29 protein-coding genes and 1 pseudogene are annotated in these 25,997 nt (G+C 64.0%); 19 read left to right on the forward strand and 11 right to left on the reverse strand.

Annotation, left to right across the window (positions count from 1 at the left end; translation table 11 throughout):
• Positions 1-94: 94 nt before the first annotated feature.
• Positions 95-589, reverse strand: a pseudogene (locus tag ABTX60_RS39920) (HAD-IC family P-type ATPase); the annotation flags it as partial.
• Between the two features lie 121 nt (positions 590-710).
• Between ABTX60_RS39920 and ABTX60_RS43365 the strand changes: the two are divergent.
• From ABTX60_RS43365 to ABTX60_RS39950, 7 genes are all read left to right on the forward strand, one after another.
• On the forward strand, positions 711-911 hold the full coding sequence (locus ABTX60_RS43365) for a DUF8730 family Cys-rich protein (protein ID WP_080552817.1): 201 nt from the start codon (positions 711-713) through the stop codon (positions 909-911).
• A 75-nt stretch (positions 912-986) separates the two neighbouring features.
• Positions 987-3,143 (forward strand): MMPL family transporter, encoded by a 2,157-nt coding sequence (locus ABTX60_RS39925; protein ID WP_037131615.1) that lies wholly within the window; start codon positions 987-989, stop codon positions 3,141-3,143.
• Between the two features lie 26 nt (positions 3,144-3,169).
• Positions 3,170-3,421, forward strand: coding sequence for a YgaP-like transmembrane domain (locus ABTX60_RS39930; RefSeq protein WP_003944652.1), 252 nt, complete (start codon positions 3,170-3,172; stop codon positions 3,419-3,421).
• 44 nt (positions 3,422-3,465) lie between these two features.
• Entirely contained in the window at positions 3,466-3,882 is a 417-nt protein-coding gene (locus ABTX60_RS39935; RefSeq protein ID WP_011133463.1) for a DUF302 domain-containing protein, read from the forward strand.
• On the forward strand, positions 3,882-4,655 hold the full coding sequence (locus ABTX60_RS39940; protein ID WP_003944622.1) for a sulfite exporter TauE/SafE family protein: 774 nt from the start codon (positions 3,882-3,884) through the stop codon (positions 4,653-4,655). Before ABTX60_RS39935 ends, ABTX60_RS39940 begins: the two co-directional genes overlap by 1 nt.
• A 78-nt stretch (positions 4,656-4,733) precedes the next feature.
• Positions 4,734-5,003, forward strand: coding sequence for a metal-sensitive transcriptional regulator (locus tag ABTX60_RS39945; RefSeq protein ID WP_003944639.1), 270 nt, complete (start codon positions 4,734-4,736; stop codon positions 5,001-5,003).
• A 53-nt stretch (positions 5,004-5,056) separates the two neighbouring features.
• Positions 5,057-6,424 (forward strand): MBL fold metallo-hydrolase, encoded by a 1,368-nt coding sequence (locus tag ABTX60_RS39950; RefSeq protein WP_003944677.1) that lies wholly within the window; start codon positions 5,057-5,059, stop codon positions 6,422-6,424.
• A gap of 362 nt (positions 6,425-6,786) precedes the next feature.
• Here ABTX60_RS39950 and ABTX60_RS39955 read toward each other — a convergent pair whose 3' ends face one another.
• The 4 genes from ABTX60_RS39955 to ABTX60_RS39970 are packed head-to-tail and all read right to left on the reverse strand — an operon-like array spanning position 6,787 to position 10,285.
• Entirely contained in the window at positions 6,787-7,389 is a 603-nt protein-coding gene (locus ABTX60_RS39955) for a cadmium resistance transporter (RefSeq protein WP_003944587.1), read from the reverse strand.
• A 49-nt stretch (positions 7,390-7,438) separates the two neighbouring features.
• Positions 7,439-7,915 (reverse strand): signal peptidase II, encoded by a 477-nt coding sequence (gene lspA, locus ABTX60_RS39960; protein WP_003944608.1) that lies wholly within the window; start codon positions 7,913-7,915, stop codon positions 7,439-7,441.
• Between the two features lie 44 nt (positions 7,916-7,959).
• Positions 7,960-9,912: a heavy metal translocating P-type ATPase gene (locus ABTX60_RS39965; RefSeq protein WP_003944623.1), complete on the reverse strand. Its 1,953-nt coding sequence runs from the start codon at positions 9,910-9,912 to the stop codon at positions 7,960-7,962.
• Positions 9,905-10,285: an ArsR/SmtB family transcription factor gene (locus ABTX60_RS39970; RefSeq protein WP_003944657.1), complete on the reverse strand. Its 381-nt coding sequence runs from the start codon at positions 10,283-10,285 to the stop codon at positions 9,905-9,907. The genes ABTX60_RS39965 and ABTX60_RS39970 overlap by 8 nt, the downstream gene beginning before the upstream one ends.
• Positions 10,286-10,588: 303 nt before the next feature.
• Here ABTX60_RS39970 and ABTX60_RS39975 point away from each other — a divergent pair, with 303 nt between their 5' ends.
• On the forward strand, positions 10,589-11,047 hold the full coding sequence (locus ABTX60_RS39975; RefSeq protein WP_003944650.1) for a heavy metal-responsive transcriptional regulator: 459 nt from the start codon (positions 10,589-10,591) through the stop codon (positions 11,045-11,047).
• Positions 11,048-11,407: 360 nt separating this feature from the next.
• Here the strand turns inward: ABTX60_RS39975 and ABTX60_RS39980 are convergent, their stop codons facing one another.
• The 6 genes from ABTX60_RS39980 to pstS form a co-directional block, all read right to left on the reverse strand.
• Positions 11,408-12,472, reverse strand: coding sequence for a helicase associated domain-containing protein (locus ABTX60_RS39980; RefSeq protein WP_011331631.1), 1,065 nt, complete (start codon positions 12,470-12,472; stop codon positions 11,408-11,410).
• Positions 12,473-12,524: 52 nt separating this feature from the next.
• Positions 12,525-13,274, reverse strand: coding sequence for a winged helix-turn-helix transcriptional regulator (locus ABTX60_RS39985; protein WP_003944618.1), 750 nt, complete (start codon positions 13,272-13,274; stop codon positions 12,525-12,527).
• Positions 13,275-13,365: 91 nt separating this feature from the next.
• Positions 13,366-14,142, reverse strand: a complete 777-nt coding sequence (gene pstB, locus ABTX60_RS39990; protein ID WP_003944636.1) for a phosphate ABC transporter ATP-binding protein PstB — start codon at positions 14,140-14,142, stop codon at positions 13,366-13,368.
• Between the two features lie 21 nt (positions 14,143-14,163).
• A complete protein-coding gene (pstA, locus tag ABTX60_RS39995) occupies positions 14,164-15,066 on the reverse strand; it encodes a phosphate ABC transporter permease PstA (protein WP_003944617.1) in 903 nt (300 codons plus the stop codon).
• Positions 15,063-16,043 (reverse strand): phosphate ABC transporter permease subunit PstC, encoded by a 981-nt coding sequence (pstC, locus tag ABTX60_RS40000; protein ID WP_298782896.1) that lies wholly within the window; start codon positions 16,041-16,043, stop codon positions 15,063-15,065. The genes pstA and pstC overlap by 4 nt, the downstream gene beginning before the upstream one ends.
• 98 nt (positions 16,044-16,141) lie before the next feature.
• Positions 16,142-17,269 carry a phosphate ABC transporter substrate-binding protein PstS gene (pstS, locus tag ABTX60_RS40005; RefSeq protein WP_003944624.1) on the reverse strand — a complete coding sequence of 376 codons (1,128 nt, stop codon included), beginning with the start codon at positions 17,267-17,269 and terminating at the stop codon, positions 16,142-16,144.
• 231 nt (positions 17,270-17,500) lie between these two features.
• On the opposite strand from pstS, the gene ABTX60_RS40010 reads away from it, so the two are divergent.
• Genes ABTX60_RS40010 through arsA form a run of 11 tightly spaced genes read left to right on the forward strand, consistent with a single transcriptional unit; the run spans position 17,501 to position 25,918 of the window.
• A complete protein-coding gene (locus ABTX60_RS40010; protein ID WP_003944613.1) occupies positions 17,501-18,193 on the forward strand; it encodes an arsenate reductase/protein-tyrosine-phosphatase family protein in 693 nt (230 codons plus the stop codon).
• Positions 18,190-18,861, forward strand: coding sequence for an arsenate reductase ArsC (locus tag ABTX60_RS40015; protein ID WP_011331629.1), 672 nt, complete (start codon positions 18,190-18,192; stop codon positions 18,859-18,861). The genes ABTX60_RS40010 and ABTX60_RS40015 overlap by 4 nt, the downstream gene beginning before the upstream one ends.
• Before the next feature lie 36 nt (positions 18,862-18,897).
• Positions 18,898-19,224, forward strand: a complete 327-nt coding sequence (locus ABTX60_RS40020) for a DUF3349 domain-containing protein (protein WP_003944646.1) — start codon at positions 18,898-18,900, stop codon at positions 19,222-19,224.
• Positions 19,225-19,248: 24 nt separating this feature from the next.
• Positions 19,249-19,632: an ArsR/SmtB family transcription factor gene (locus ABTX60_RS40025; RefSeq protein WP_037131620.1), complete on the forward strand. Its 384-nt coding sequence runs from the start codon at positions 19,249-19,251 to the stop codon at positions 19,630-19,632.
• Positions 19,629-20,717, forward strand: coding sequence for an ACR3 family arsenite efflux transporter (arsB, locus tag ABTX60_RS40030; protein ID WP_003944591.1), 1,089 nt, complete (start codon positions 19,629-19,631; stop codon positions 20,715-20,717). The genes ABTX60_RS40025 and arsB overlap by 4 nt, the downstream gene beginning before the upstream one ends.
• Positions 20,714-21,130, forward strand: coding sequence for an arsenate reductase ArsC (locus tag ABTX60_RS40035; RefSeq protein ID WP_003944644.1), 417 nt, complete (start codon positions 20,714-20,716; stop codon positions 21,128-21,130). The genes arsB and ABTX60_RS40035 overlap by 4 nt, the downstream gene beginning before the upstream one ends.
• Before the next feature lie 41 nt (positions 21,131-21,171).
• Positions 21,172-22,158: a thioredoxin-disulfide reductase gene (gene trxB / locus ABTX60_RS40040; RefSeq protein WP_003944628.1), complete on the forward strand. Its 987-nt coding sequence runs from the start codon at positions 21,172-21,174 to the stop codon at positions 22,156-22,158.
• Between the two features lie 27 nt (positions 22,159-22,185).
• The gene (locus ABTX60_RS40045; RefSeq protein WP_003944607.1) at positions 22,186-22,593 is read left to right on the forward strand and encodes an arsenate-mycothiol transferase ArsC; all 408 of its coding nucleotides are present in this window, start codon (positions 22,186-22,188) and stop codon (positions 22,591-22,593) included.
• Positions 22,594-22,646: 53 nt separating this feature from the next.
• Entirely contained in the window at positions 22,647-23,729 is a 1,083-nt protein-coding gene (locus ABTX60_RS40050; protein WP_003944597.1) for an ArsO family NAD(P)H-dependent flavin-containing monooxygenase, read from the forward strand.
• Between the two features lie 31 nt (positions 23,730-23,760).
• On the forward strand, positions 23,761-24,168 hold the full coding sequence (gene arsD, locus ABTX60_RS40055) for an arsenite efflux transporter metallochaperone ArsD (protein ID WP_003944649.1): 408 nt from the start codon (positions 23,761-23,763) through the stop codon (positions 24,166-24,168).
• Positions 24,169-24,184: 16 nt separating this feature from the next.
• Complete coding sequence (gene arsA / locus ABTX60_RS40060; RefSeq protein ID WP_298782917.1) at positions 24,185-25,918, forward strand: arsenical pump-driving ATPase; 1,734 nt, start codon at positions 24,185-24,187, stop codon at positions 25,916-25,918.
• The last annotated feature ends 79 nt before the right edge of the window (positions 25,919-25,997 follow it).

Consider the following 25,997-nt stretch of genomic DNA (forward strand, 5'->3'; position numbering starts at 1 on the left):
CGATGCGCTTCGTGTAGACACTGCGCAATTGTGCGAGCATTCGGTTCATCGGATGCAGAGCCGGCGGCAGGTGCTGCAGGTCTTCGCCCATCAGAGCAACATCGGCGGTCTCGATGGCCACGTCGGAACCCATCGCGCCCATGGCAATGCCCAAGTCGGCGGTGGCCAGGGCGGGGGCGTCGTTGACACCGTCCCCGACCATTGCCGTCGGGCGGTTCGCACGCAAGGTTTCCACGATCCGTGCCTTGTCCTCCGGGCGCAGGTCGGCGTGCACGTCGTCGATCCCGACGTCGGCGGCCAGCGCCTGGGCGGTGCGTTCGTTGTCGCCGGTGAGCATCGCGACGGTGTACCCGCCGCGTCGTAGCCCGGCGATCACCTCATGTGCTTCCGGTCGGAGCTCGTCTCGTACGGCGACTGCCCCGATGACGGTTCCGGCGCGCTCGATCCACGCCACGAGTTCCCGAGACCTCTCACCGATGGCGTGGCCGCCGCACCCGGACTGAGTCGTCTCGACGGATGCGCCGACGTGTGCGTCGGCTACCCAGAAAGCGGTACCTCGCCTGGGCACTCGACGACCCGGACGGCCCACCCCCTCGGGTGGGCGCCCGAGAGGAGCGAACGGCCTACCCGAGCGTATACCCCCAGGGGTACTTGCATACCCCCCTGGGTATATGCAACAGTGGGTAGACGCTCGTCAGAAAGGACTGTCTATGTGTTACCCCGTCCCGTGCCCGATATGCGACAAGATCGCGTGGGCAGGTTGCGATCGACATGTCGACGACGTCACGAAGGATGTTTCACGGCCTCGGCAGTGCACCTGCTCTGCTGAGACCGTTGGTCCTATCGATCGGCGCCAGCGCCTCGCGATCGCTGTTTCGCCGCCAATCCCGGTCGCGAGTGCAAGGGCCTAACCTTCCAATTGGGTCAGGTTTACCGAGGTCTAGCTCGCTCATTTGAATACCCCAGCCCGTATTTTAGGAGAAGTTATGTCTGTGCCCGACACCGTGACGGCCACCGGTCGTGACGATCGTGATCGCGTATCTACACCCGGCATACTCGGACGCCTGGGAAGCGCGATGGTCGCACGCCGCCGATGGGTGTTCGGTGTCTGGCTGATCGCGCTTGTCGCGCTCGGATCTGCAGCGCCGTCGGTTTTTTCGTCACTGGCGGGTGCTGGGTGGCAAGCCAACGGATCCGAATCGGTCCAGGTCCGTGAACTCGCGCAACAGCATTTCGGCGGGAACTCCTCGGCCGCGGTTCAGGTGGTGGTCCATTCGGACACCGCGTCGATCGACGATCCCACCGTGCAGCAGAGACTCATCGACGTCACAGCTGTGTTCGACGGTGACACCCGGTTCGGTGCCGTCATCGCCCCACAGCCTGGTATGACCATCAGCCCCGACGGCCACACCGGCATCCTCATCGCCGGCGCCAACGCAAACGCGGACGACATGGTCAAAGCCGTCGACGATGTCAAAGACGAGCTGACCGCACTCTCCGGCGACGGTATCGAGGTCTATCCCACCGGATCCTCCGCGTTGTGGTCCGACTTCAACAAAGCCAACCACGATGCGATGATTCAGGCTGAACTATTCTCTTGGCCAGTCACTTTGGCGATCATGGTGCTCGCATTCGGCTCCCTCGTCGCTGCCGGGCTGCCGCTGTTGCTCACAGTGGCCGGACTCGTCGCCTCCGCCGGCGGTTTGGTGCTGCTCAACGAGGTCACACCGATCTCGGTATGGGCGATGAATTTCGCGATGATGTTCGCCCTCGCTCTCGGCATCGACTACGCCTTGTTCATCGTCGCCCGCTTCCGCGACGCCCTCCGTACGGCCGATCCACGAGCAGCCGTTGCCGAAACCATGGACACCGCAGGCAAAGCGGTGCTCCTGTCCGGACTTACCGTCCTGGTCAGCCTCTCGGCAGTGCTGCTCGTTCCCGCACCGGCCGTGCGCACCATGGCCGTAGGCATCATGCTGGCCGTCACGTTCGTTCTGATCGCCACCATGACACTTCTTCCGGCCACGCTGGGCGCACTCGGCCCCAAGGTCAACGCAGCATCCCTGCCTTACGCGAAACGCCAACAGCACCGATCCCCGAAGTTCGCTGCGTGGGGCGAATTGCTTCACAAGTACCCATGGCCGTTCGCGCTGGTCTCCGTCGGCATCCTCGTCGCCCTGGCCTTACCTGTCCTGGGACTGAAGGTGGCAATGCCGTCCATCGCTGTCGTTCCCGACGATGCGCCCGTTCGGCAAGGTTACGAGTTGGTTCAGGCCCAGTTCGGTGACGGGGCACCCGGCGCGCTGCAGATAGTTGTCCCGTCTTCCGATGCGGCTGCTACCGCCGCGGCAGCGAGCAGCGTCGACGGGATCTCGATGGTCACCCCGCCCACACCATCAACAGACGATTCGAACTACACACTGCTGCAAGCGTTTCCTGCCGTGGACCCTTCCGCAGAGGCCATGGGCACGATCCTCGGTGACCTACGCGCACAACTACCGGAGTCCGCGCTCGTCGGCGGCGCGCCAGCGGAGAACCTCGACCTGCAGCAAGCCCTGAACGACTACCTACCGTTGGTTATCGGGATCATCCTCGCCCTCGGCTTCATCCTGCTGCTCGTCGCTCTGCAGGTACCACTGATCGCGATCCTCGGCACCGCCGTCAGTTTGCTGTCGACCGCCGCAGCGTTCGGGGTTGCGAAGCTGATCTTCCAAGACGGACACGGATCGTCGCTGCTCGGCTTCACCCCTCAAGGTTTCCTCGACGGCTGGGGGCCGGTGTTCTTCTTCGCGATGATCTTTGCCATCGCCATGGACTACACCGTGTTCCTGCTCGCCACCGCGAAAGAACACTACGAGAAGACCGGGGACCCGAAGGCTGCTCAGGTCGACGGCCTCGCGCACTCCGGACGCGTCATCTTCGCCGCTGCGGCGGTCATGGTCGCCGTGTTCTTCACCTTCGCGCTCTCCGATCCGCTCCCACCCAAGGAAATGGGCATCATCCTCGGCGTCGCGGTGTTGCTCGACGCCTTCCTGATCAGGCTGATCCTGCTCCCGGTCCTGCTCCGGCTGAGCGGTCACGCTGCATGGTGGGCACCGGGCTGGCTGCGCAGAATGTTGCCGTCGATCCGCTTCTCGCACTGACCATTACAACACCTCACGGAGGAATCATGACCGATCCGAACATCACGCATTCGAGCACGTCTGCCGGGTGGCCGATCGAACGTATCGTCCCCGCACTGGCCGCCGGCGTCACCGCGACGGGCCTGACCCTCGGCGAACTCCACGCACCACGGTGGAGGCTGCTCAGCGCCTTCGCCGCCGCGAACCTCGCCCTCTACGCCGCGGTCGGCTGGTGCCCGGCAAGTGCGCTTCTCACCAGAGCGGGCGTACCAAGTCTTCGCCACCCCCGAAGCGGATAGGCACACAATTGCCGCAGTTCGACGAACGGAAGGAATTCTCCACCATGACCATCGCACTCTCGACCACCTTGACCGACACCGACTTCGAGACGGCGGTCACCGCCACCAAAGCAGCACTGTCCGAGCAAGGCTTCGGTGTGCTGACCGAAATTGACATGCAGGCCACCCTGAAAGCCAAACTTGGCACAGACATGGAGAAGTATCTGATCCTAGGCGCGTGCAATCCCACGCTTGCACACCGCGCCGTAGGAATCGTGCGTGAGATCGGCCTGCTACTGCCCTGCAACGTCGTCGTCCGTGCCGACACCACCGCCGGATCGGTCATCGTCGAGGCGATGAACCCGGACCTCATGGTCCAAGTGACGGGCGAACCAGCACTGTCAGATGTCGCGGCCGAGGCCACCACCAAACTCCAAGCCGCCCTGGACACGCTCGGCAGTCGGGATGCAGTGCGCAGTTGATGACGTTGACCCTGGCGCTGGCGCTCGGCCTCACCGTCGGAATCCTGCTCGGTCTCCTCGGAGGCGGTGGATCGATCCTCGCTGTCCCGATCCTCGTGTACGCTCTCGGGTTCCCCCTGCCGGAGGCGATACCGACTTCGCTGTTGGTGATCGGTGTCGCCTCCGCGGTCGGGGTCATCTCCAAGGTGCGGGCGCGGCTCATCGAATGGCGACTCGCGGCAATCTTCGCCGCCACCGGAGTCCTCGGCACCCTGGCCGGCACTGCCCTTGGCAAGCATCTACCTGAAACTGCCGTGATGATCGGCTTTGCGATCGTCATGATCCTCGCGGGGGCACGCATGCTGCGCAGCCCCGACAATCCCGGAACCGCCTGCAGGACGAGCAATTCCGGGATCAACTGGCGCCGATGCGCACCTCGGTCCATACCGACCGGATTCGGCGTCGGTGTCCTTACCGGACTGTTCGGCGTCGGCGGGGGCTTCTTGATCATCCCCGCATTGGTTCTGCTGCTGGGAATCGAGATGAGTGTCGCCGTCGGAACCTCTTTGGTGGTCATCGTCGCCAACTCCGCCGCCGGACTCATCGCTCAGGCCGACGGCCTAGGTGGAAACTGGCCCTTGACGGCAGCGTTCGCAGGTTCAGCCATTGCGGGTTCGTTGGTGGCCGGACGATTCGGTACACGCATCGCCACGGACTCACTTCGGCAGTGGTTCGCCTACCTGGTGTTTGTCGTGGCAGGTTACGTCCTCATCGACACTCTCGTTCTCGGATGATCTACCGTGCACCCCGTTGGATGCCCCCGGGGGTAATCTGGCAATTTCTGGCATCATCATGCATCTGAAGGAGACCCCATGATCGGCGACGAAGACAGCATCGCATTGGTCCTCAACCGCCTCCGCCGCGCACACGGCCAACTCTCGGGAGTGATCGGCATGATCGAGAACGGACGCGATTGCAAAGACGTTGTCACCCAGCTCGCCGCTGTTTCCAGGGCCCTCGACAAAGCTGGCTTCAAGATCGTCGCTACCGGTCTCCGAGAGTGCATGACAGGCGAAGCGGCAGACAACAAAGAACCCATGACCGAAGCAGAACTGGAAAAGCTCTTCCTGGCGCTGGCCTGAACGCCCGCTTCACATCAGGAACGAGGCCGACCGACAACATGTAGGAGCTCCCCATGAGCACGACCGACCCGGACATCGCCATCATTGAAACTTCCAGCCTCGGCGACCGCAGCTATCTGATCAGCCACGACGGTATCGCCGTGGTGATCGATCCACAACGCGACATCGACCGCGTCCGGGCGCTGGCAGCAGAAAAGAACGCTGTCATCACCCACGTGCTGGAAACTCACATCCACAACGACTACGTCACTGGCGGCCTGGAACTTGCGCGCGCCACGGGTGCCGAATACGTCGTCCCGGACGGCGATCCGGTCGAATACGAGCGCCGAGCAGTCGTCGACGGCGATGTCGTCGACGCGGGATCGACGACGTTCGAGGTCATGCACACCCCAGGGCATACTCATCACCACGTCAGTTACGTTCTGCACCGGCGCGGCGAGCCGATCGCAATCTTCACCGGCGGCTCCATGCTCTACGGGTCCACCGGGCGCACTGACCTGCTCGGCTCCGAGCACACTGATGAACTGACCCACGCGCAGTACCATTCGGTCCGCCGTATCGCGGCCGAACTGGCCGCTGAGGTGGAGGTCTACCCCACACATGGGTTCGGTAGCTTCTGTGCCGCAACTCCGACCAGCGGGGACTCATCCACCATCGGTGAACAGCAGCAGTCCAACCCCGCACTGACTCAGGACGAACACACCTATGTCGACGAGCTGATCGCGGGCCTGTCTGCATATCCCGCGTACTACGCCCATATGGGCGTCATCAACACCAAAGGGCCGGCCCCGATCGACCTGTCCATGCCCGAGCCCGTCGATCCAGACGAACTACGTCGCCGCATCGACGCCGGGCAATGGGTCGTTGACCTACGAGCACGCACCGCTTTCGCCGCCGGCCACGTCGATGGCTCTCTCGGGTTCGAACTGTCGACCAGCTTCGTCACCTATCTCGGATGGCTTTATCAGTGGGGCGTGCCGTTGACGCTGATCGGTGAAACAACCGACCAGATCGCCGAGGCGACCCGCGAGCTGGCTCGGATCGGCATCGACAGTCCCTCCGGATCCGCCGTCGGTGAGATTCACTCGCTCGTCGGCGACGGAAAGGTCCGCTCCTACGATGTATCCGACTTCGCCGGACTCGCGGCGGCCACCGGCGAACGTGAGATAAGCGTCCTCGATGCGCGTCAACAGTCCGAGTACGCGGACAGCCACCTTCCTGGTGCCGTGAACATCCCCCTCCACGAGCTACCACACCGACTCGAGGAAGTTTCCGCGGCCGAAGTGTGGGTGCACTGCGCATCCGGTTACCGCGCATCGATCGCCGCTTCACTTCTCGACCGCGAACACCGCACAGTGGTCCTCATCGACGATGACTACGAGCATGCCGTGCAGCTCGGCCTCCACACATCGCCCGCCTGACGAATGCGCCGCCGCTGCGCAAGCCGCACGATGCGAGTGGTTCACGGGGCTGATCTCCCCGATTTCAGCAAACGGCCATCGGATAATTCCGACAGAGGGCAGGAAGCCCAACCCCTGCCCGTGCCGACGTCCGAGAAGGCGGCCACCGCTGGTCCAACGATCATTCGGGCGCCGTCCGAGTTTGTCGTTCTGCCAATTCGCACTGGATCTTCCGCTCGCCTTTGCTTCGGTGGCCGGACCGTTGTGACGCGCCATGCACGGTTCCGGCCGGGATGCGGTGCGCGGAGTCGCAGACATCCGCGTGCCCCGGCGACCGCGAGGAGCCGGGACGGATCAAGGTGCCACCGTGCCAGCAGTGTCGGTCATGCCGCGGCGGCGATCAGGCGGCCGATCACACCGGATTCGAGCAGGATGATGACGCCCAGCCCGATGAAGACTGTGGGCACGAGCCAGTGCTCGACGCGCTCGAGGGTGTCGATGACCTTCTTGTGGGTGCCGAGCATTCTGCCGGCGGCGCACCAGAGTCCGACACAGATCAGGAACACGGCGATGGTAACGATGGTCTGGGGCGCACCGAGAGTGCGGAAGACCGGGGTGTAGACGGCGATGTTGTCGGCGCCGTTGGCGATGGTGATGGCGGCGACGCTGATCGTCCCGGCCGCGACCACTACGGGTTCACCGTCTCCGTCGCTGCGTAAGCCCTGGATCAGTCCCCAGATTCCTAGCGACAGGGGAAGTAATCCGAGTAGTCCAACCCAGTCCTCGGGCACGATCACCAACCCGAGGGCGGCGACCACACTGATCGCGACGAGGGTGATCAGGCCGAGGTACTGGCCGGCAACGATCTGCCATGCCCGCGGCCGTCCTTGACTGGCGGAGGCGACGAACAGGACGGTCAGTACGACGATGTCGTCGATGTTGGTGCCGGCGAACATCGCTACCGCCGCGGCGATGGTGCCGATCATCCTCGCATCCGGCGGCTGCCGCGGCGCGGCCTGATCTCGGGTATTGCTGTCATTTCGAACTCTCCTGTGCGGGCGGGGGATCGGCCGGGTCGTGGGTGGACTCAAAGATCAGTGATGCGACGAGCAGCACGACGCCGCAGGTGATGTAGGTGTCGGCGAGGTTGAAGGTGGGCCACCAGCCGGTGTGGAAATAGTCGGTGACCTTTCCGTCGACGGCACGATCGATCACGTTGGCGGCAGCTCCGGCGAGGATCGCCGACCAACCCACCGTCCCCACCAGTGAAGCGGTGGGGACGGTGCGCCAGGCGTAAATTCCGACGCCGAGAGTGATGGCGGCGGTGACCGCGAGGATGATCCAGGCCGGAAGCTGTTGGCCGATGCTGAACGCGACACCGCTGTTGTACGCCAACTTCAGTTGCAGCAATCCCATATCGACGGTGCGTGCACCGGAAAGGGTACGGCGCGCAACGGGTTCGGCCGACAGTGCGATCGCGATGAGAGCGAGACCGACGACCACGAGAATCACCCGCCGCGTGCTACCTGTGCGGATTGATCGAGCCGCTAATTCGCTCACGTGCGGGCCTCGACCTTCCCCGCCGGTGCGGGTACCGATCCGGTGGGGAAGGCTTGCGCGCGGCCGGCCCGGACACCGTTGGCGATGACCACGATCTCAGCGACCTCGTGCACCAGGACCACGGCGGCCAGGCCGAGGACCCCGAACAAGGCCAACGGCATCAGGACGGTGATGATCGCCAGCGACAGTCCGACGTTCTGCAGCATGATGGTCCGGGAGCGGCGCGCGTGCGCCAACGCCTGCGGCAGGTGCCGCAGGTCTTCGCCCATCAGAGCAACATCGGCGGTCTCGATGGCCACGTCGGATCCCATCGCGCCCATGGCAATGCCCAAGTCGGCGGTGGCCAGGGCGGGGGCGTCGTTGACACCGTCCCCGACCATTGCCGTCGGGCGGCGCGCACGCAAGGTTTCCACGATCCGTGCCTTGTCCTCCGGGCGCAGGTCGGCGTGCACGTCGTCGATGCCGACGTCGGCGGCCAGCGCTTGGGCGGTGCGTTCGTTGTCGCCGGTGAGCATCGCGACGGTGTACCCGCCGCGTCGTAGCCCGGCAACCACCTCACGTGCTTCCGGTCGGAGCTCGTCACGGACGGCGACCGCCCCGATGACCGTTCCGGCGCGCTCGATCAGCACCGCAGTGGCGCCGGCATGCTGCATCCGCTCGATATCCCCTGCCAGCGGACCCGGGTCGATCCAGCCCGGTCGACCGAGGCGCACAGGTATGCCGTCGATGTAGCCGGTCAAGCCCGCCCCTGTGACCGCGTCCACGTCGTCGGCAGGCACATAGTCCTCGACGGCGGCGAGAATCGCGCGAGCGAGAGGGTGCTCGCTACGCGCTTCCAACGCTGCGGCCACCGCGAGAACGTCCCCGCGGTCGGCGCCGTTCGCGGTCGCGACGTCGATCACGGCGGGTTGGTTGCGGGTAAGGGTGCCGGTCTTGTCCAACGCGACGGTGCGGATCCGGCCGAGCGCTTCGAGGGCAGCGCCGCCCTTGACCAGGACGCCGAGCTTGGATGCTGCGCCGATTGCGGCGACAACGGTGACGGGGATCGCGATGGCCAGCGCGCACGGCGACGCGGCGACCAGTACCACCAGGGCTCGTTCGATCCACACCAGCGGATCACCGAGCATGCTACCGACCGCGGCGATAGCCGCGGCGACGATCATCACGCCCGGAACCAGCGGCTTGGCGATCTTGTCGGCGAGGCGTTGCGCCTCGCCCTTGCGGGACTGCTCGGCCTCGACGATCCGCACGATCTTGGCCAGCGAATTGTCCTGCGCATCTGCGGTGACCTCGACTTCGAGGACGCCGGTGCCGTTGATCGACCCGGCGAACACCTCGTCGCCGGGACCGGCTTCGACGGGCATCGACTCTCCGGTGATCGCGGAGGTATCCAGGGCGGTGCGCCCGCTGCGAATGATGCCGTCGGTGGCGATCCGTTCCCCGGGCTTGACGATCATGACCTCACCGAGCTCGAGCTCCGAGGGCGGGACGGTTTCCTCCCGGCCGCCGCGGAGCACTGTCGCGGTGTCCGGGACCAGGGACAGCAGGGCGCGCAGGCCACGGCGAGTGCGGGTGACGGCATACTCTTCGAGTCCCTCGCTGATCGCGAACAAGAATGCGAGCATGGCTGCTTCGCCGACCTCGCCGAGCAGTACCGCGCCGACGGCCGCGATCGTCATCAGGGTGCCGACGCCGATCTTGCCCTTGGCCAGGCGTGTGAGAGTGGACGGGACGAAGGTGTAGCCGGCAATGATCAGCGCGCCCGCTTCGAAGCCGATCCCGAGAGCATCAGGCCCGCCGGCCAGCCGGACTGTCAGGGCCGCGATCAGCAGCACGCCCGCTGCTGCGGCCGCCCGGATCTCGGTAACCTGCCACCACTTTTCGATCTCGTGTTCTTCCTCGCCCTCGGCGCGGGGTTCGTCGTGGCCGCAGCCGCACGCGTCACTCACGGCTATCTCCGGTGTCGGTGCCGTAATTCGGGCACAGGGCAACCGCGTTCCCTGTCGCGGCAAGCAGCGTCTCCGCCGAGGCGAGTAGGTCCATCAACTCCGGTCGGGCCAGCGAGTAGAACACCTGCCGACCTTCTGGTCTGCCGTCGACCAGACCGCAATCACGTAGGCATGCGACATGTGCGGACACCGTCGACTGGGCGAGGCCGAGTTCACCGATCAAATCCGCAACCCGCGCTTCTCCTTCGGCGAGACGGCGCACGATCGACAACCGGGTGCCATCCGAGAGACTGTGGAACAGTGCCACTGCCGCATCCAGACTGGACCCGCTGCCGGTTGCAGCGAGGCATCCCGACTCGTTATTCATCGTCATAAAACGATGATAGCAATGTAGGGCGATTCGAGGAAGGGTGATGCACCGGACTTGGAAGTGAATGCGGTACGCCAGCCGAACGGTGGCCGGCCGACGTACCTCACCAGGAACGGCGAAGTGACATCGGTAGATTCCGAGTTGCTCGCCACGGCATCACATGGGGGGACAGCAAGGACCCATCGCTCGACACAGCCAGTCGCACAACATCTCCAGTGGGTTCATTTCACACCTCCTTCTGAGCGTTCGCCGTCAGCGCGACGACGAGCGGTCCGAGTCACCTGCGGTTCCCGAACGTCATCCATAATGGACATTCCAGTGCGATGGAAGGTCAAGGATCTCGTGAAAATTGGTGAACTGGCCGCTCGGAGTGGCGTTGCCCCGAAGACGCTGCGTTTCTACGAGGACAGTGGGGTGATTCCCGTCCCGGTCCGAAAGTCCAACGGCTACCGGGATTTCGGTCCGGAATCTCTTTCGCGTTTGCGGTTCGTCCGCAGCGCCCAGTCTGCAGGTCTCACCTTGCGAGAGATCCGCCAGATCCTCACCACCCATGACCGCGGGGCGGCTCCTTGTGAGCAGGTCGTGGAGATGCTCTCGGAGCATCTCTCCCAGGTTCGTGGCAAGATCCGCGAACTTGCCACCCTCGAAACAAACCTTGTTGCGCTGCTGGGTCGAGCGGAAAGTGGGATTCCGCCGGAAACCGACGATGTCGGTGTGTGCTGGATCCTGGAATCTGAGCCTCAGGACGGTGTTGCTGAATCGTGAAATCGATTGCGGGTGCACCCCCCTGTTTCAGCAGGTTCGGCGCTCAGCAATGTGATGAGGTGAGCGAAGCGGTTGTAGCGGTGTTGCCGGTGTGTTGATCAGTCCGGTGCAGAAGTAGTGGTGTCGGGATCTGTCGGGAACATCGATTCGGCGGATTCTCCGGGTGCGGGAATTGACAGGCGCCGCCACTCGGGGGCCGAGGTCACCATTGAGCGTTTCCGGAACTTTCGTTCCCAGGGAGCCATGTGCACTTCGCCTTGCCTTGGAAAGCAGGAATCCTCTGCGAAACCTGCATCGCTGTGATCCAAGGTTGCTGGCGAGCATGAGTGGGGTTGTCTTGCGACGGTTCACTTGCCGGGTTTACTCGTGCTGTTTGTCGTCGATCCAGCGCCAACCTGGAAGTTGTTCGAGTCGTGCGGAGCGGGCGTCGGACAGAATTCCTCGGTGGTGGTGTTTTCGTTGGGTGCTGACCCATTCGCCGAGGGGATAAGTTCCGGTGACCGCGCTCTTGGATGGTCGAGCATGACCGGAGTTCGCGACGAACTGAGTCAATACGGAAAACCCTCTCTCCCATTGTGTTTGGAAAGGATCCCAGTCCCAGCCGGGCAGCGCTTCGAGGGCGGCGATTTTCTCGATCGCCAGGGTGCCGGTTTTGTAGTCGCGGCGCCGGTGGTGGACCCACTGTCCGAGGGAGAACCCGTCGAGGATCTCTGATTGTCGGGGGGAGGCTGTTCCGTGGATGGCGGTGTAGGCCTTAAGGGCCGAGATCCCCTGTATCCACGCGTCGCTCTCGCGGCCCCATCGCCACCCTGGGAGCTTGTTCAGTTCGGCGATACGATCCGGGGGCAGGGTGCCGGCGCGATGCTCTTCTCGGCAGCGGAACACCCATTTGCCCACGTCGAAGCTGTTGGCGCGCGCTGAGCGAGGGACATCGGCACCATCGTGCTCTCGGAGGTACATCTCGAGTGCAGAGCGCCCGGTTTCCCAACGAACGGTGTCGTTGTCCCACATCCAGGCGGGTAGGGCTTCGAGCATGAGAATCTGGGTGTCGGTGAGCTCGCCATTCTGGTGGGCTGTGCGCTGGGCGTTCGCCCATGCGACCAGATCGATACCATCGATCACGAGAGTCGACGACAGGTCCGTGTCGGGGCGCGCGGCGAGCTCGTCCGATAATGCGGACAGTGCTGCTCGCCAACTTTTGCGTCGCGGTTTCCCCCAGGTCCAGCCGGGTAGGTTTTCGAGGAGGTCGGCTTCACCGGCGGAGAGTGTGCCGTCCCAGTATGCGATCCGTCGACGTGCCACCCAGCCGCCGAGATCGATTCCGAACGCATGGACTCGACCTGCCGGGCCGGCATGACCTTTGAGTTCGACGAACTTCGTCAGTGCTCGGAATCCTGATTCCCAGTCGTCGGTGGGTGCGCCCATCACACGACCTGGGAGTTCTTCCGGGTTCTGCTACCGCAGGGAGCTGATGGGTTCATGCACACAAGGAAGGAGCGAGGCGGTAGCCGGCGCCGCGGATGGTGCGAATGAACTGTCCGTGCTGGGTGTCCGAGCCGAGTTTTTCACGTAGCCGCTTCACGTGCACCGCGACGGTGTTCGTTTCGGCGCTGTGACCCCAGACTGCGAGGCTGATCTCGCTTTGGCTGGCGACGTGGCCGCGGCGTTTGATCAAGTAGACGAGCAGTTCGAACTCCCGCTGCGTCAACTGCACTTCGCGGTTTCCGACGCGGGTCTCGTAGCCACTGGGGTTGACCCGGATCGGTCCGGCGGTGACGACACTGTCTTCGGCGAGGGAGAGCGCGGTGATGCCGGCGAACGGAGCAATGGTGGTGATGTCGTACGGGCGGGCAACGACCGCCGACGCGCCCGCGGCGAGGACTTCGCGCACGATGCGCTCGTCGCCCGACTTGGCTGCACCGACCAGGATCGGAACATCGGACCGGCTTCGAATCGTGGCCACCACTCGGGCGGCGTCGACGTTGTCGGTGTGAGCAGCCAAGATCAGGACGGTCGGCACCTCTGCACCCACCGCCAGTAGAGTCTCGGCACCGTCACGGCACCAGTCGGTGCGAATCCCCATGTGGTCGGCGGCCGCCATGAACTGCGCAGCGGTGGCTGGGTCCGGCTCCGCCAGAAGCAGACGCGTATGCGAATCGGCCAAGGAGTAGCCGTAATGCGCTCCCGCAGCGACCTCCCGGTCCGGCTGACGCAATTCGATAGTCAACTGTCGACCCCCTATTTCAGAACGTACCCATTGTCTCACCTGAAGTAGCCGGTGAGGAGGAGGTCGACTGCCCGCACAGCCACAGTGTCGCTCAGCCGAAGCGACCGGAGATGTAGTCCTCGGTGGCTTTTTGTGTCGGGTTCGAGAAGATCTTCTCGGTGTCGTCGATCTCGACGAGTCGACCGGGCTTGCCGGTTGCCTCGAGGTTGAAGAAAGCCGTCTGGTCACTCACACGCGCAGCCTGCTGCATGTTGTGCGTGACGATGACGATGGTGAAGTCCTTCTTCAGCTCGGTCATCAGGTCCTCGATCGCGAGAGTCGAGATCGGGTCGAGCGCGGAGCACGGCTCGTCCATGAGCAGGACGTCGGGCGAGACGGCGATGGCACGCGCGATGCACAGACGCTGCTGCTGACCGCCTGAGAGGCCACCACCGGGCTTGTCGAGGCGATCCTTGACCTCGTTCCACAGGTTGGCGCCGCGCAGCGAACGCTCGGCCACCTCGTCGAGCTTTTTCCTGTTGCGTTCACCGCTCAGTTTCAGGCCGGCGACGACGTTGTCCTTGATGGACATGGTCGGGAAGGGGTTGGGTCGCTGGAAGACCATGCCGATGGTCTTGCGAACGCCTACCGAATCGACGCTGGAATCGTAGATGTCCTCGCCGTCGAGCAGGACCGAACCCTCGACGCGCGCACCGGGAATTACTTCGTGCATGCGGTTGAGAGTGCGCAGGACCGTCGACTTTCCGCAGCCGGACGGACCGATGAACGCGGTCACGCTCCGGGGCGGGACGGACAGGCCCACATCGGCGACAGCGTGAAACTTGCCGTAGTAGATGTTGAGATCTTTGATGTCGAGGCGCTTGGCCATGTCTGGTGTTCCTGTCCGTTTCTAGCGCTTGTTGGTGAGGAAGCGGGTCGCGAGCGCCGCAAGAAGGTTGAGGAGTGCCATGACGATGATCAGCGTCAGGGCTGCGCCCCACACTCGGAGCTGGCCTGCAGGCTGCGGGTTGATCAGCTCGGTGTAGATCAGCAGCGGGAGCGAGGCCATGTTGCCTTCGAAGACGTCGAAATTGATCGAGCGGGAGTAGCCGACGAGCACGAGGACCGGAGCTGTTTCACCCATGACTCGGGCGATGGAGAGCAAGACTCCGCTGATGATGCCCGGCATCGCGGTCGGGATGACGATGCGCATGATCGTCTTCCACTTCGGGACGCCCAGTGCGTAGGAGGCTTCCCGAAGCTCGTCCGGGACGAGCTTGAGCATTTCCTCGGTGTTGCGTACGACGACCGGCAGCATCAGCAGCACCAGCGCCAGCGAGACGGCAAAAGCGCTCTGTTCGAATCCGAGGGTGGCGATCCACAGGCTGAAAACGAACAACGCCGCAACGATCGAGGGCACACCTGCGAGAACGTCGACCATGAAGGTCACTGTGCGAGCGAAGGCTCCGCGCCCGTATTCGACCAGGTAGATCGCGGCCATGATGCCGAGCGGGACGGAGATGAGCGCTGCGATCGCTGCTTGGATCAAGGTGCCGTACAGCGCGTGGTAGATGCCGCCGGCGAACTGTTCCGGAAGCACACCCTGCAGAGAATTCGTCCACCAACCGGAGGAGGTGATGGCGCGCCATCCCTTTTCGATGACGGTGAACAGCACCCACACCAGAGGAATCAGCGCGATACCGAAGGCAGCGTAGAACAGTACGGTGGCGATACCGTTCTTGGCTTTGCGGCTGGTGCTGATGCTTTGGAACGTCGGCGCCTTGGCCGGCGCATCGAGGAGATCGGCGCTCATCCGTTGACCTTGCCTTTCGCGACCATGCGAGCGAGTGCGTTGACGACGAAGGTCAATGCGAAGAGGACGAAACCAGCGGCGATGTACGCGCCGGTCGGAAGGGGAGCACTGAACTCTGCCGCTGCAGAGGCGATCTTCGAGGCGAAGGTGTAACCGCCGTCGAAGAGCGACCAGGTCGAGGCATTGGCAGCCGAACGCAAGATGATCAGCACGGCCACGGTTTCACCGAGAGCGCGACCCAGACCGAGCATCGACGCGGCGATGATGCCGCTGCGCCCGAAAGGCAGCACGGTCATACGCACGACTTCCCATTTGGTGGCGCCGAGGGCCTGTGCCGCTTCGATCTGCGAGCGCGGTGTCTGGCGGAAGACCTCACGGGTGACGGAGGTGATGATCGGCAAGATCATCACCGCGAGAACAATTCCTGCGGTGAAGATGGTTCCGCCGCCGGTCAAGGAGACGTTGCCTTCGCTGAAGAGGAAGAACCAGCCGAGGTTGTCGTTGAGGAACTCCGCGACCGGGCTGAGCTTGGGGGCGAGGATGAAAATTCCCCAGAGACCGAACACGATCGAGGGCACTGCGGCGAGGAGATCGACGATCGAGCCGAAAGCGTGGGAGAGACGCGCTGGCGCGTACTGCGTCAAGAACACAGCGATACCCAGTGCGATCGGCACCGCAATCGCCAGAGCGAACACCGAACTGAGCACGGTGACCGTCAGTAGGTCACGGATACCGAAACGCAGATTCGATGCATCGCTGGTGACGAATTCGGTGCTGGTGAAGAAGTTCGCGTTGTTCGCCTGCAGCGACGGGATGGCGCGAATGAGCAGGAAGATGGCGATCAGGCCGATGGAGACGACGATCGTGGCACCGGCACCGGTGGCCAGCCACCGGAATAACTTGTCACCGAACTGGTGTTTTCCGGTCGAAAGAGACGAGGGAATGGTCGGGGAAGTCTTGCCGCTGTGATCAGGCATGCCGGGTATCTTTCCGCCCGCCCCCGGAGCCGCCGCAGTGGGCGTCTCCGGGGAGCGGGTTACGTCGTCGGGGTGCAGAGCCATCGCTGATCAGGCAATCAGGAGATCGCGTTGACTGCGGTGGTCAGCTTCTGCTGGAACGCGCTCGGGAGCGGGATGTACCCGTTTTCCTCGAGACCGTTCTGGCCGGCGCCGATCGTGGACTGCAGGAACGCGCGGACAGCGGTGCCGACCTCGGCGTCGGGGTACTTCGAGCACACGATCTCGTAGGTAGCCAGCACGATCGGGTACGCGCCGGTCTCGGCGGGCTTGTAGAAGGTGGACGTGTCGAGCACGAGGTCGTTGCCCTCACCCTTGATGGTGGCGCCGGCGATGGTCTTGCCGACGGTCTCGGTGGTGATCTCGACCGGTTCGGGACCGGCGGAGGTCACGATCTTGGCGGTCTGCAGGTCCTGAGCCTTGGCGAAGGACCACTCGTTGTAGGTGATCGCGCCTTCGGTGCTCTTGATGGCGGCGGAGGTGCCCTCGTTGCCCTTGGCGCCCTCACCGACGCCACCGACGAACGACTTACCCGCGCCCTTGCCCCAGGCGCCGTCCGAGGCTGCGTCGAGGTACTTCTGGAAGTTGTCGGTGGTGCCCGACTCGTCGTTGCGGTAGATCACGTTGATCTTCTCCGACGGCAGCGAAGCGCCCTCGTTGAGAGCCTTGATCGCCGGATCGTCCCAGGTGGTGATCGCACCGTTGAAGATCTTGGCAGCGGTGGGGCCGTCGAGGACGAGATCGTCGACACCCTTGACGTTGTAGGTCACCGCGAGCGGACCGAACACGACGGGAAGGTTCCAGGCGTCGCTGGCGCAGCGTTCCTTCGCACGGTCGTACTCGCCCTTGTCCTTGCTGAGCGGCGAATCGGAACCACCGATGTCGGTCTGGTTTCCGATGAACTCACTCACACCGGCGCCGGAGCCGTTGGACGTGTAGTTGAGAGTCTGCCCGCTGCACGCCTGCTCGAACGCATTCACGAAACGCGTCATGGCGTTGGCCTGGGCGGTAGAACCACTGCCCTTGAGTGCCGACTTGCCGCCGCACTCGACATTCGAGGTCGAGCCCGCGCCCGTAGATCCGGTCGAACCCGTCGCGCCGGTGTTGTTGTCGCTGCCGCACGCTGAAAGCAGGAGGGTGCTGGCCGCCAGCACACTGAGGGCGGCGCCAGATCGCTTGAGCTTCACGTAGTTCCTTCGAAGTATCGGGGTTGCTCGCGCGGCGCGCGGCCACCGAGATCGAGTGACACTGAGCAGCGCTGATTGCCGCTCGGGTGATGAACCTAGAGGCCGGGGATGAACGGATATCGCTGCGAAAATGAACGGAACATGAATCCATGGGCGAAAGTTGAATGAACAGCCCGGCTACCGGCAGGTATTGCTTGACAATCCCAAATTAACTCAGTGAGTATTGACTCAATGACTATTGAGCAAAAGTTCTCGCTCGAACAACGCGCCGCTCTCTATGGCGCCCTGGCCGATCCGGCACGGTTGTCGATCGTCGACATGCTCGTCCTCGGCGACGCATCGCCCTCGGAACTGCAACGCCGACTCTCCATCTCCTCGAACCTGCTCGCCCACCACCTCGGGGTCCTCGAACGCGCTGGTCTCGTGCACCGATCGAGATCCGAAGGTGACAAGCGCCGTACCTACCTACGACTCCAGCCCACCGCGCTGGAGGTGCTCGTTCCTACCTCGTCGCCCTTGACCGCGACGCGGATCGTGTTCGTGTGCACCCACAATTCCGCGCGCTCGCAACTGGCCGCGGCGTTGTGGAACAAGCAATCCCACATCCCGGCAGCATCGGCCGGCACCCACCCCGCTCCCCGAATTCACAGCGGCGCCCTCGCCGCCGCCCGCCGCCACGACCTACCTCTCGACGCCACGCGCCCGGCCGATGTCGCCGATGTCCTCGCACCCGGGGACATGGTCATCGCCGTGTGCGACAACGCCCACGAAGAAATGCGCGAAAACCCGAACTCTCTTCACTGGTCGATTCCGGACCCTGCCCGCACCGGCAGTGCCGCAGCGTTCGACCGAGCCTTCGACGACATCGACCACCGAGTCGCTCGACTCGCCCCCCATTGCCTCCCGAACGGAGAACTCTCATGACCGACAACCTCAGCACCACAACACATCACCGCGACGACCTGACCATCGATCAACGGTTAGCCCTCAAAAGCGCCGCCGCACACCTGGCCACGGAATTCACCGACGTCTTCAACACCGAAACCATCGAGCGGTTCCTGCATTCGTCCTACGACCAGTTCGCCGGCCGCGCCTCCGTCGTCAACTACCTCCCTCTCCTGGCCGAACGCTTCGCCCGGCAGCGACTACGCGCCCTGGCCAAGGTCGAAGGACTCTCCAACGACGGCAAACCCACCGTGTTGTTCTTGTGCACGCACAACGCCGGACGCTCCCAGATGGCCATGGGATTCTTCGAAAAACTCGCCGGGGAACGTGCCGTCGCATGGTCCGGCGGATCCGAACCCGGCACCAGCGTCAACGAAGCAGCCATCGAAGCAATGGCCGAACGTGGCATCGACATCAGCGGTGAATACCCCAAGCCATGGACTGACGAAGTGGTCCGCGCAGCCGACGTCGTCATCACGATGGGCTGCGGAGATGCATGCCCGATCTTCCCCGGACGCCGCTACGAAGAATGGGTCCTTCCCGACCCCGCAGGTCTCGGAGTCGACGCGATCCGCCCGATCCGTGACGAGATCGAACGGCGAGTACTCACATTGCTCGACGAGATCGACATCGCCGCCCAGCACTGATGCTCGTCGATGAATTCCTTGCGAAGAAGGTCTCTCATGTTCATTCCGGCAGTGGTCACCGCTTTTGTGCACTGGCTTCGCAGCGGCTACCCGCAGGACGCACCGAGATACGGTCACAGCCCGCTACTGGCTCTGATGGATCAACGGCTCTCACCTGCGCAGATCAGTGAGATCGTGATCGCGCTCGACGGGGAGCCGGCCACCGAGGCCATCGACATCCAAGTGGCCATCACGGCTGTCGCACGGCGGATGCCCTCACCCGCCGATCTGAGTGCCGTATGCGCGGCCATCGAGAAATCCGCGTCCAGGGAAGGGGCCTTCCCGTGCTGCAGAACCAGAGGCGTGCCCCATGTTGCGAACTGATTTGATCGATGTCAATATTGATGTATGTCGAATCAAGATGTGGCGGAGACCGGCGCCTGTTGTTCGCCACTCAACCGTGAACCGTTGACCGAAGACTGGGCTGGTGATCTGGCCCGGATGTTCAAAGCGCTCGGCGATCCCGTCCGGCTGCGACTGCTGAGCCTGGTGGCCAGCCACGAGGGCGGTGAAGCCTGCGTCTGCGACATCTCCGACACCTTCGACTTGTCCCAGCCGACGATTTCGCATCACCTCAAGGTGTTGCGCCAGGCCGGACTCCTCGACTGCGAACGTCGCGGGACCTGGGTGTACTACTGGGTGATACCCGCAGCCCTGCAACAACTTTCCGCCGTTCTGCTCGTGGAAGCATCATCCACTGCCGCCGACGTCCCACAGGAGACCGCCGTATGAGCGCCCCGTCCAGTACCGAACACCCCGAAGTCGTCGGAAAACTCTCCACCCTCGACCGCTATCTGGCGGTCTGGATCGGCGTGGCCATGGTCGTCGGCCTGCTGGTTGGACGCTGGATCCCCGGCGTGAACACTGCCCTGGACAAGGTGCAGATCGACGGCATCTCGTTACCGATCGCCCTCGGCCTGCTGATCATGATGTACCCGGTGTTGGCGAAAGTTCGCTACGACCGCCTCGACACTGTCACCGGGGACAAGAAACTCCTCGCCGGCTCCCTGTTCCTGAACTGGGTTCTCGGCCCGGCGCTGATGTTCGCCCTCGCCTGGCTGTTTCTGCCTGACCTGCCGGAATACCGAACCGGTTTGATCATCGTCGGCATCGCTCGCTGCATCGCGATGGTGATCATCTGGAACGACCTGGCCTGCGGAGACCGCGAAGCCGCCGCGGTGCTGGTCGCCATCAACTCGGTGTTCCAGGTGATCATGTTCGCCGTGCTCGGTTGGTTCTACCTCTCGGTCCTGCCCGGGTGGCTCGGCCTCGAACAGACCACCATCGACACCTCGCCCTGGCAGATCGCGAAATCGGTCCTGATCTTCCTCGGTATCCCGCTGCTGGCAGGTTTTCTGTCCCGCTTCTTCGGTGAACGCGCCAAAGACCGCGACTGGTACGACAACAAGTTCATCCCCAAGATCAGCCCCTGGGCGCTCTACGGTCTGCTGTTCACCATCGTCGTGCTCTTCTCGATGCAGGGCGAACAGATCACCTCCCAGCCCTGGGACGTCGTCCGGATCGCGCTGCCCTTGCTCGCGTACTTCGCGCTCATGTGGGGCGGAGGCTACGTCCTCGGCGCCGCAATCGGATTGGGCTATGAACGCACGACGACCCTCGCGTTCACCGCCGCGGGCAACAACTTCGAACTCGCGATCGCCGTAGCCATCGCCACCTACGGCGCCACCTCGGGGCAAGCTCTTGCCGGCGTAGTCGGCCCGCTGATCGAGGTACCGGTGCTCGTCGGGCTGGTCTATGTCTCCCTTGCTCTACGCAAACGCTTCACACCCACTGACGGAAAGGTTTCAGCCCCATGACCGACAAGCCCAGCGTCCTGTTCGTCTGCGTCCACAACGCCGGCCGATCGCAGATGGCCGCGGGATTCCTGAGCCACCTCGCCGGCGATGCCATCGAGGTCCGCTCCGCCGGATCTGCCCCCGCGGAGACCATCAACTCCGCCGCGGTCGAGGCGATGGCCGAGCTCGGAATCGACATCTCTGCCCAGACCCCGAAGATCCTCACCACCGACGCCGTGCAGGATTCGGATGTCGTGATCACGATGGGATGCGGCGACACCTGCCCGATCTTCCCCGGCAAGAGCTACCGCGACTGGGTCCTCGACGATCCCGCCGGCCAAGGCATCGACGCGGTTCGCCCGATCCGCGACGAGATCAAAACCCGCGTCCAAGCCTTGATCAGCGAACTCACCGCCCCGTCGGTATCGCGCTGACCGCTCGTACTGCCCGTATTCGATCCCGTGAAAGAGACACTATGACCATCCCGTCCGCGGTCCATGACGTCATCATTGTCGGTTCCGGACCGGCCGGCTACACCGCTGGTGTCTACACCGCGCGCGCTGAGCTCGCGCCCCTGCTCTTCGAGGGAACCCAGTTCGGTGGCGCCCTCATGACCACCACCGAGGTCGAGAACTTCCCCGGATTCCGCGAAGGAATCATGGGCCCCGATCTGATGGAACAGATGCGCGAGCAGGCACTGCGCTTCGACACCGACATCCGCACCGAGGACGTCGAGGAGATCGATCTCAGCGGCCCGATCAAGACGGTCGTCGCGAACGGCGAAACCTACGCCGCGCACGCGATCATCCTCGCCATGGGCGCAGCAGCCCGCTACCTGGGCATTCCCGGTGAAGAACGCCTCCTCGGCCGCGGCGTCAGCGCCTGCGCCACCTGCGACGGCTTCTTCTTCCGTGACCAGGACATCGTCGTGGTCGGCGGCGGCGATTCCGCGATGGAAGAAGCAACCTTCCTCACCCGCTTCGCTCGCTCGGTCACCCTGGTGCACCGCCGCGAGGAGTTCCGCGCCTCACGGATCATGCTCGAGCGCGCCAAGGCCAACGAGAAGATCCGCTTCCTGACCAACGCAGAGCCCGTCGAGGTGCTCGGTGAGAACAGCGTCACCGGCCTCGTCGTGCGCGACACCGTCACCGGTGAAACTTCCACACTCGAGATCACCGGCATGTTCGTCGCCATCGGCCACGACCCGCGCAGTGAGCTCGTCAAGGACCAGGTCGATCTCGACGACGCCGGATACGTGCGCGTCGCTCCCGGTTCCACCGCGACCTCCGTCGACGGCGTCTTCGCTGCCGGTGACCTGGTCGATCACACGTACCGTCAGGCGATCACCGCTGCCGGCACCGGATGCTCCGCAGCAATCGACGCCGAACGCTGGCTGGCCGACCGCGGCGACATCACCGCCAACACGCTCGACGCAGCCGGCCACACCGTAGACGCCGTCTGACTCCCACACCCAGCGAAAGGAACTTCGATGAGCAAGCCTTCAGTGCTGTTCGTGTGCGTCAAGAACGGCGGCAAATCCCAGATGGCCGCCGGCCTCATGCGCAAAGCCGCCGGCGACCAGGTGGACGTGTACTCGGCCGGCACCAAACCCGGCGACGCGGTCAACGCCCTGTCCGCCGAAACGCTCCTCGAGGTCGGGGTGGACATCTCCGGTGAGACCCCGACGTTGATCGATCCGCAACTGGTGCGCAATGTCGACCTCGTCGTCACCCTGGGCAGCGAAGCGAAGGTCGATCCCGTCGCCGGTACCGACTTCGAGAACTGGGACACCGACGAGCCGTCCGAACGCGGCATCGACGGAATCGAACGAATGCGGCTGGTCCGCGACGACATCGCTGCCCGCGTCGACGCCCTGGCCGGGCGTCTGACCACGTAATCGACGTATCACCCCGGCTGTCAGCAGAAGATCTGGATAAGGAAAGGACACTCGTGCACTCGCAAGGGACACCGATCACGGTCGACGTTGTCGTGATCGGTGGTGGTCAAGCCGGAATGGCCGCCGGGTACTACCTGCGCCGCTCCGGCCGCGACTTCGTCATCCTCGACGCCGAAACAGCGCCCGGTGGATCCTGGCAGCACTACTGGGACTCACTGCACCTGTTCTCACCAGCCGAATACTCCTCGCTGCCCGGCTGGCCGATGCCGGGCTGGAGTCCCGGTTTCCCGCCCGCCTCACACGTCGTGGATTACCTCACCGCCTACGAGACCCGATACGACCTACCGGTCCGCCGCCCGGTCCGCGTCACGTCCGTGACCCGCTCCGGTGACGGGTATCTCGTCGAATCCGATCACGGCAGCTGGTCCGCGCGGGCCGTCGTCAACACCACCGGGACGTGGCGGCAACCATTCTGGCCGATCTACCCCGGTATCCGCGAGTTCACCGGCACCCAAATCCATACCACCAGCTACCGTTCGCCGACCCCGTTCGCCGGTAGCAAGGTCGCCGTGGTCGGCGGCGGAAACTCTGCCGCGCAGATCGTCGCCGAAGTCTCCACCGTCGCCGAGACACTCTGGCTGACGAGCCGGGAACCGCGGTTCCTGCCCGACGACGTCGACGGCCGGATCCTTTTCGACGTCGCCCGTGAACATGCCCGTGAAATCGCTTCAGGTGAAACCGATTCCGGTGGCATCGCCGGCCTCGGCGACATCGTGATGGTGCCCCCGGTCCAAGCCGCCCGCGAGCGCGGCGTGATGGTGGCGCACCCGATGTTCGACCGCCTCACCGCCACCGGATTGGGATTCGGCGATCACGTCGAACAGGTGGACGCCATTATCTGGTGCACCGGATTCCGCCCCGCGCTACGGCACCTTCAGCCCCTTGGACTCCGAGACGGCGACACCGGACGCATCGAACTCGACGGAGCGCACGTCGCCGGTGAACCCGGATTGATTTTCCTCGGATACGGCGACTGGACCGGTCCCGCATCGGCCACCCTGATCGGAGTCGGCCGCACCGCCCGCGACGCCATCACCGCACTCGACGACGACCTCTTCACAGTCCCGGCCATCTGAGCAACATCCGAAACAAAACAGAGGACACATCATGAGCACCATCGAAGTATTCGAACCCGCCCTGTGCTGCAACACCGGCGTCTGCGGCGACGACGTCGACCAAGCGCTGATCACCTTCACCGCCGACCTCGACTGGGTCGCGAGCAACGGCGGCACCATCACCCGTCACAACCTCGCCAACGACCCCCTTGCCTTCGCCGGAAACGACACCGTCGCAGCATTCCTCAAAATCTCAGGCTCCGAAGGACTCCCGCTGGCGATCGTCGACGGAGTCACCGCCCTGACCGGTACTTATCCCACCCGCAACCAGCTCGCGAAATGGGCCGGCATCACCGAAGCCGGAGCCGCGGACGCGCCGGCCGGGATCGCCATGCTCGGACTCGCCGACGGCTCAGCATGCTGCTCCACCGACGACGCCGACTCCACCACCTGCTGCTGAAAGCACCCACAACGCAATGAAGTTCCTGAACGATGCACCCCGATTCCTGTTCTTCACCGGCAAAGGCGGTGTCGGAAAGACCTCCATCGCCTGCGCGAGCGCGATCACCCTCGCCCGCGCCGGGAAGAAAGTGCTGCTCGTGAGCACCGATCCCGCCTCCAACGTCGGGCAGGTCTTCGGCGTGAGCATCGGCAACACCATCACCGACATTCCCGCCGCTCCCGGATTGTCGGCGCTCGAGATCAACCCGGAACAAGCCGCCGCCGCCTATCGCGAGCGGATCATCGGCCCCGTCCGCGGACTGCTCCCCGAGAAGGAGATCGCGGCGATCGCCGAACAGCTCTCTGGGTCCTGCACCACCGAAATAGCGTCGTTCAACGAGTTCACCGGACTGCTCTCCTGCCAAGGCGACATCACCGCCGACTTCGACCATGTCCTCTTCGACACCGCTCCGACGGGGCACACCATCCGGCTGCTGCAGCTTCCCGGATCGTGGACCGAGTTCCTCGACGACGGTAGGGGCGACGCATCGTGCCTGGGGCCGCTGTCCGGGCTCGAGAAGCAGCGAGCCATCTACGCTGACGCTGTTGCCGCGCTCGCAGATCCGCAGCGGACCCGCCTCGTCCTGGTCTCGCGCGCCCAGCGTTCGACGCTCGCCGAAATTACCCGCACCCACCGCGAACTCGCCGACATCGGACTGACCCATCAGCATGTCGTGATCAACGGTGTCCTCCCGGCACCGGGCGACGACACCGATCCACTCGCGACCGCGATCTACCGGCGTGAACAAGCCGCGATAGCCGGCCTGCCCGACGAATTGGCGCAGCTGCCCACCGATCAGGTCCCGCTCAAAGCGACCAATATCGTCGGCATCGACGCACTCGAAAGCCTCTTCACCCCCGACCTCAGCCCGGTATCCGCCGCCTCAGCGGACCCGGCCCTGCAGCTACCCAGTGCTCCGCTCTCATCCCTGATCGACGAACTCGACACCGACGATCACGGCCTGATCATGTGCATGGGCAAAGGCGGAGTCGGCAAGACCACCATCGCAGCCGCCATCGCTGTCGCCCTCGCCGAACGCGGCCACCAGGTGCACCTGACCACCACCGACCCGGCCGCACATCTGACAGAAACCTTGAACGGGGAACTCGACAACCTCCAGGTCTCCCGAATCGACCCCGCCGAAGCCACCGAGCAGTACCGCACCCGGGTTCTGACCACCAAAGGCAAGAACCTCGACGAACGCGGACGCGCGAACCTCGCCGAAGACCTCCGATCACCCTGCACCGAGGAAGTGGCGGTCTTTCAGGCGTTTTCGCGGGTGATTCACGAATCGAGCCGCAAATTCGTCGTCGTCGACACCGCCCCGACCGGGCACACTTTGTTGTTGCTCGACGCCACCGGCTCCTACCACCGGGAAATCGCCCGCCAAATGGGTGAGAACACGAACTTCACCACCCCGCTCATGCGGCTCCAGGACCCGAACGCCACGAAAGTCCTACTCGTGACCCTCGCTGAAACCACACCTGTCCTCGAGGCCGCCGGTCTGCAAGCCGACCTGCAACGCGCAGGCATTCACCCTTGGGCGTGGGTGGTCAACAACTCCCTCGCGGCAGCCGAACCGACCTCGACGCTCCTGCAGCAACGCGCAGCCGGAGAGATCACCGAAATCGACAGCATCACAAACAAATACAGCCAGCGAACCGCCATCGTCCCGATGCTCGCCGAAGAACCGGGACTATCTCGTTAACGGTGTTTCGGCCGTTTTCATCAGTAGGTTTCTGATCCGGGCCAACGATCCGCGAACGTGATCGCGAAGGCATTGAGAG

The sequence above is a fragment of the Streptomyces sp. NPDC126510 genome, from assembly GCF_040302345.1.
Classification (GTDB): domain Bacteria; phylum Actinomycetota; class Actinomycetes; order Streptomycetales; family Streptomycetaceae; genus Streptomyces.

Bases quoted from the DNA above. Each gene is read 5' to 3' on its own strand.
- ABTX60_RS40020 (WP_003944646.1), top strand. From the start codon at position 18,898: ATGTTCATTCCGGCAGTGGTCACCGCTTTTGTGCACTGGCTTCGCAGC.
- pstA (WP_003944617.1), bottom strand. From the start codon at position 15,066: ATGAGCGCCGATCTCCTCGATGCGCCGGCCAAGGCGCCGACGTTCCAA.
- arsD (WP_003944649.1), top strand. From the start codon at position 23,761: ATGAGCACCATCGAAGTATTCGAACCCGCCCTGTGCTGCAACACCGGC.
- ABTX60_RS39940 (WP_003944622.1), top strand. From the start codon at position 3,882: ATGACGTTGACCCTGGCGCTGGCGCTCGGCCTCACCGTCGGAATCCTG.
- ABTX60_RS40035 (WP_003944644.1), top strand. From the start codon at position 20,714: ATGACCGACAAGCCCAGCGTCCTGTTCGTCTGCGTCCACAACGCCGGC.
- ABTX60_RS40045 (WP_003944607.1), top strand. From the start codon at position 22,186: ATGAGCAAGCCTTCAGTGCTGTTCGTGTGCGTCAAGAACGGCGGCAAA.
- ABTX60_RS39975 (WP_003944650.1), top strand. From the start codon at position 10,589: ATGGACATTCCAGTGCGATGGAAGGTCAAGGATCTCGTGAAAATTGGT.
- ABTX60_RS40025 (WP_037131620.1), top strand. From the start codon at position 19,249: ATGTCGAATCAAGATGTGGCGGAGACCGGCGCCTGTTGTTCGCCACTC.
- ABTX60_RS39925 (WP_037131615.1), top strand. From the start codon at position 987: ATGTCTGTGCCCGACACCGTGACGGCCACCGGTCGTGACGATCGTGAT.
- ABTX60_RS39950 (WP_003944677.1), top strand. From the start codon at position 5,057: ATGAGCACGACCGACCCGGACATCGCCATCATTGAAACTTCCAGCCTC.
- ABTX60_RS39955 (WP_003944587.1), bottom strand. From the start codon at position 7,389: ATGATCGGCACCATCGCCGCGGCGGTAGCGATGTTCGCCGGCACCAAC.
- trxB (WP_003944628.1), top strand. From the start codon at position 21,172: ATGACCATCCCGTCCGCGGTCCATGACGTCATCATTGTCGGTTCCGGA.
- pstB (WP_003944636.1), bottom strand. From the start codon at position 14,142: ATGGCCAAGCGCCTCGACATCAAAGATCTCAACATCTACTACGGCAAG.
- ABTX60_RS39980 (WP_011331631.1), bottom strand. From the start codon at position 12,472: ATGGGCGCACCCACCGACGACTGGGAATCAGGATTCCGAGCACTGACG.
- ABTX60_RS40010 (WP_003944613.1), top strand. From the start codon at position 17,501: ATGACTATTGAGCAAAAGTTCTCGCTCGAACAACGCGCCGCTCTCTAT.
- ABTX60_RS39970 (WP_003944657.1), bottom strand. From the start codon at position 10,285: ATGACGATGAATAACGAGTCGGGATGCCTCGCTGCAACCGGCAGCGGG.
- ABTX60_RS39935 (WP_011133463.1), top strand. From the start codon at position 3,466: ATGACCATCGCACTCTCGACCACCTTGACCGACACCGACTTCGAGACG.
- ABTX60_RS39930 (WP_003944652.1), top strand. From the start codon at position 3,170: ATGACCGATCCGAACATCACGCATTCGAGCACGTCTGCCGGGTGGCCG.
- ABTX60_RS43365 (WP_080552817.1), top strand. From the start codon at position 711: ATGTGTTACCCCGTCCCGTGCCCGATATGCGACAAGATCGCGTGGGCA.
- pstC (WP_298782896.1), bottom strand. From the start codon at position 16,043: ATGCCTGATCACAGCGGCAAGACTTCCCCGACCATTCCCTCGTCTCTT.
- ABTX60_RS39945 (WP_003944639.1), top strand. From the start codon at position 4,734: ATGATCGGCGACGAAGACAGCATCGCATTGGTCCTCAACCGCCTCCGC.
- arsA (WP_298782917.1), top strand. From the start codon at position 24,185: ATGAAGTTCCTGAACGATGCACCCCGATTCCTGTTCTTCACCGGCAAA.
- arsB (WP_003944591.1), top strand. From the start codon at position 19,629: ATGAGCGCCCCGTCCAGTACCGAACACCCCGAAGTCGTCGGAAAACTC.
- ABTX60_RS40015 (WP_011331629.1), top strand. From the start codon at position 18,190: ATGACCGACAACCTCAGCACCACAACACATCACCGCGACGACCTGACC.